This window comes from Longimicrobium sp. (genome assembly GCF_036280135.1).
In the GTDB taxonomy this organism is placed as follows: Bacteria; Gemmatimonadota; Gemmatimonadetes; order Longimicrobiales; family Longimicrobiaceae; genus Longimicrobium.
This window is the reverse complement of the sequence record NZ_DASURI010000952.1, coordinates 1-3,517: the sequence shown is the minus strand read 5'-3', so window position 1 is coordinate 3,517 and position 3,517 is coordinate 1. Positions and strand designations below refer to the sequence as shown.

Sequence of the window (3,517 nt, the reverse complement as noted above, 5' to 3'; positions counted from 1 at the left end):
TGGGCGAGCCGTCTGCGATGAGGGCGGATCGCGGCGGGGCGGACAGCGGCTCGGCGAAGGCGGGGCCGTAGAGCGCGGCGACGTCCGCGTCCAGCACCGCCTCGTCGGCGCGCCACACGCTCCAGCGCGGATGCTCCACCTGGTACTCCACGCATCCGCCGTCGCGCTGGGCGGCGTAGCCCCAGTAGTGCTCGGTGATGAACTCCTCCTCCGATCCCTCCACCAGCGGCGCCGCCGGCCCGCGCGCCCGCGCCCGCACGGTCGACCAGCGCCCGCCCGCGCGCCATCCGTACTCCACCTCCCCGCCCGTCCGCGTATCCAGCGACACGCGGTGCCGCATGGGAAGTGCCACGTAGTTCTCGTTGTAGACCCAGCGCGCCACGGCCGCGATGGCGAACCGCGGCACCACCTCCTTCACGAACACCACGCCCCGCCGCCATCCCTCCGGCCCGCGCCGCCGCACGTAGAAGCGCAGGTTGAGCTCCTCGAAGCGCACGTGGAACGGGATGGGCACGCCCAGCACCCGCGTCCGTCGAAAGAGGAAGCCCACGATGCTGGCGTACGTGACGCCGCCCCACTCGTCCAGCTCCGTCCCCGCGGGGACGAGCGGACGCAGCAGGGCGGGATCCACCGCGTAGTTGAGCATCAGGAGCCAGCGCCACTCCGCCGTCAGGAAGGGCGGAGCGGGCGGCGTGGCGACGGGCGTCACGGCTGCGACGTGCCGTTGCCCTCGGCGGCCTGCACCTGTGCCTCGGCCTCGCGGGCGCGGGCAGCCATGTCGGCTTCGGCCTGGTCGGCGCGCTGCTGCACGGCGGGCACCACGCCGGCCCGGGGCGTGCCCTCCAGGTCCGTGCTGTCCGCGGGCAGGGTGGTGGCCGCCTCGTCCGAAGGCGGCGGGGTCTCCGATGCGCCGCAGGCGGCCAGCGTCAGTGCGGCGCACAGCACGAGGGATCGCTTCATGGCGCGGTCTCCGTCAGGCGAGGGGTAGGGGCGCGGGGCCGATGAGCCCGGCCAGGTCCGCGTCGGTGATCATCCCGTTGAGCTCCAGGCGCCCGTCGGGGTGCACGCGCACCTCCAGGCGCTGCGGGATGCGCGACAGCTCCGGCTCCAGGTGCCGGTAGCGGTCCGTGAGAAAGTGGTATCGCTGGTTGGACGAGCCCGCCCACGGCCGCGACAGGTCCAGCCGGTCGCGGACGAACGGCCCGTCGATCAGCAGGTCCGTCGCGGCCAGCAGCGCGTTCCAGTCCGCCCGGTCCGCGCGGCGGATCTTCTCGATGGTGTAGCCGCTGAACGTGAGCACGGACAGGCCGGCGCCCCGGACAATCCGTGCCAGCTCCGCCAGCGCGGCCGCCTGCTCGAACGGCTCGCCGCCCAGGAAGGTGACGCCCTCCACCGCGGGGCCGCGGAGGATGTGCTCCGCGAGCGCGGCGACGTCCGTCCACTCGCCGCCGTCCGCGTCCCAGGTCCACGGGACGGCGCAGCCGGCGCACCGGATGGGACAGCCCTGCACCCACAGGCACGCGCGGTCGCCGGGCCCCTCCGCGCGCGTGAACGGCACGAAGCGGTGGATGCGCAGCCGCGTCGCCATCGCAGTGGTCACGCGTGGCCCTGGACGCGCTGCTGGATCTGCTCCTGCTGCCGCACCCGGGCGTCTTCCTGCTCGTAGTACTCGGGCGTCCAGGCGGATTGGATGGTCTCCGCCCGCAGCAGCTCCTCCAGCACCGCGATGTAGTCGGTGCACTTCTTTCCCTTGACGCCCTGCGTGACCGCTTCGATGCGGCCGTCCGGGTACACGCGCAGCTGGATGCGCTGAGACATGGTCTCCGTCGTGATCCGTGGATGTTCGTCCCGCACGTCGGGAACGTCGTGGATCGACCGCGCGCCCGCCGGGGGAGCCGCGCGCGCCGAAAGCCGTCCGCGCGCGCTCCCCGGCCAGGTGCCCCGGAAGGTCAGTATGCCCGGGCCGCGGGTCGCGGAGAGGCCGACACGGGCACGTTGCACCGCTCGCGGATGCCACGGATGAGGAGGTCGGTGGAGCGCGTACCGTAGCGCTCGTCGGACGGGCCCTCCACGTAAAGCACGCCGTTCGACCGCGTGATGGTGACGAGGGTGGCGCCGGGGCGCCGTCGAAGCAGGCCTCCCCGCAGCGGGGGGGAGGTGAAGCGGAGGAACCCCGCCTGAACGCTGCCGCCCTCCTTGTAGTACGAATCGCCCAGGAGCTTTTCCACGCACCCCAACGGGTCGACCGCGGCGTTCCCGGAGTCGACCATGATGGCCGTGGAGGCGTCCGTGGCCGGTGCGGGGCTGGACTCGTTTACAGCCGCGCCACCCGCGCAGGCGGCCAGCAGCGAAAGCAGGGGCAGGTACCTGGCATGCATGTTCAACACCTCGCGACAGGGTGGGGGGCAGAACGTGAAAGACCGCGGCCGCGCGTCAGCGGTGCGCGCGGCAACGACCGCGCCCCGAGGACGGCCGTCAGAAGTCCAGGGTGCGGGCGCGCGGGGCCACGCGGCCGAACGTCACCATCATCCGCAGGCGCTGGACGTGGTGCGGCTGCAGGCCCAGCAGCTGGCCCAGCTGGTCCGCGTCCGCGAATCCGCCACGCGTCCCGCGCTCCCGCACCACCCGCTCCGCGTTCGCCCGCGTCATCCCCGGCAGCGCGAGCAGCTCCTCCAGCGGCGCATTGTTGACGTCGATCAGCGCATCCGCCGCCGTCGTATCCGGTGTCGCCGCCTGTGGCTGCGCGGGAGCCGCGTAGGTCGGAGCAGGAGCCGAGGCCGCGTACGCCGGCGCCTGGATCGGGGGCGGCGCGGCGGGGGCCGGCGTCGGGCCCACGAGGGCGGCGAGCGCGGGCACCTGGCGCAGGGGCGTCCAGGCCGCCATTCCCTCCGTCCAGGCGAGGCACGCCTCCGGGTCGATCTGCCCGGAGGCGGCCATGATGCCGATCATGTTTGCCTCGTACGGCCCGTACTGCGCGCCGTGAATAGCCAAGTGCCACGTGACACCCGGCGCCGCGCCGGACGCCGGAGGTGAAACGAACGAGGCTCCCGCCGTCTGACGCGCGGCGCCGGGCAGCCCGGGCTCCGCCTCGCCGGCGGCGGCGATGGCCTCGCGGCGCTGCCCGGGCGACATGCGCGCGCGGGCCCACCACTGCAGGTGCAGCAGCAGCCGCTCCACGTCCTCGCCGTGGGTGGCCGGCGGGTTCACCCAGTCGCGCTCGCCCAGGATGGTGAGGTCCGTGGCGCGCATGGCGCGGACGCGGGCGAAGGCGTCCCACGACAGCCGCCCGTTGTCGCTGCCGCCCACGATGGAGTTCTGCCAGTAGATGCCGCCGGCGCCGATGACCAGCCCGTCGCGCCCGCTGCCGAAGATGGTGGAATCCGCCAGCGCCAGCACGGTCTCGTCCGGCGCGATGCCCATGCTCTCGCGGGCGCCGCGCTCCTTGCGGGGCGGGACGTCGGGCGCGGCGAACAGCCAGTCTCCGCCCAGCGACTCCAGCAGCGCCCGCAGCTCCTCC

Annotated in this window: 6 protein-coding genes; all 6 read right to left on the bottom strand. The window is 73.9% G+C overall.

All coding sequences use genetic code 11. From position 1 onward, the window contains the following. A partial coding sequence (locus tag VFZ20_RS30680; protein ID WP_349264151.1) for a DUF2071 domain-containing protein occupies positions 1-646 on the bottom strand: 646 nt, incomplete at its 3' end. Between the two features lie 59 nt (positions 647-705). Then, a complete protein-coding gene (locus VFZ20_RS30675; protein ID WP_329687783.1) occupies positions 706-960 on the bottom strand; it encodes a hypothetical protein in 255 nt (84 codons plus the stop codon). 13 nt (positions 961-973) lie between these two features. Beyond that, positions 974-1,588: a 4Fe-4S single cluster domain-containing protein gene (locus tag VFZ20_RS30670; RefSeq protein ID WP_329687782.1), complete on the bottom strand. Its 615-nt coding sequence runs from the start codon at positions 1,586-1,588 to the stop codon at positions 974-976. Positions 1,589-1,596: 8 nt separating this feature from the next. Next, positions 1,597-1,818, bottom strand: a complete 222-nt coding sequence (locus tag VFZ20_RS30665; protein ID WP_329687781.1) for a DUF2997 domain-containing protein — start codon at positions 1,816-1,818, stop codon at positions 1,597-1,599. Between the two features lie 131 nt (positions 1,819-1,949). Beyond that, the gene (locus tag VFZ20_RS30660) at positions 1,950-2,378 is read right to left on the bottom strand and encodes a hypothetical protein (RefSeq protein WP_329687780.1); all 429 of its coding nucleotides are present in this window, start codon (positions 2,376-2,378) and stop codon (positions 1,950-1,952) included. Between the two features lie 97 nt (positions 2,379-2,475). Continuing rightward, positions 2,476-3,517, bottom strand: a 1,042-nt coding sequence (locus VFZ20_RS30655; RefSeq protein WP_329687779.1) for a GYF domain-containing protein, incomplete at its 5' end; no start/stop codon positions are given.

Coding starts and splice junctions, on each gene's coding strand:
- VFZ20_RS30665 (WP_329687781.1), bottom strand. CDS start 1,818: ATGTCTCAGCGCATCCAGCTGCGCGTGTACCCGGACGGCCGCATCGAA.
- VFZ20_RS30670 (WP_329687782.1), bottom strand. CDS start 1,588: ATGGCGACGCGGCTGCGCATCCACCGCTTCGTGCCGTTCACGCGCGCG.
- VFZ20_RS30660 (WP_329687780.1), bottom strand. CDS start 2,378: ATGCATGCCAGGTACCTGCCCCTGCTTTCGCTGCTGGCCGCCTGCGCG.
- VFZ20_RS30675 (WP_329687783.1), bottom strand. CDS start 960: ATGAAGCGATCCCTCGTGCTGTGCGCCGCACTGACGCTGGCCGCCTGC.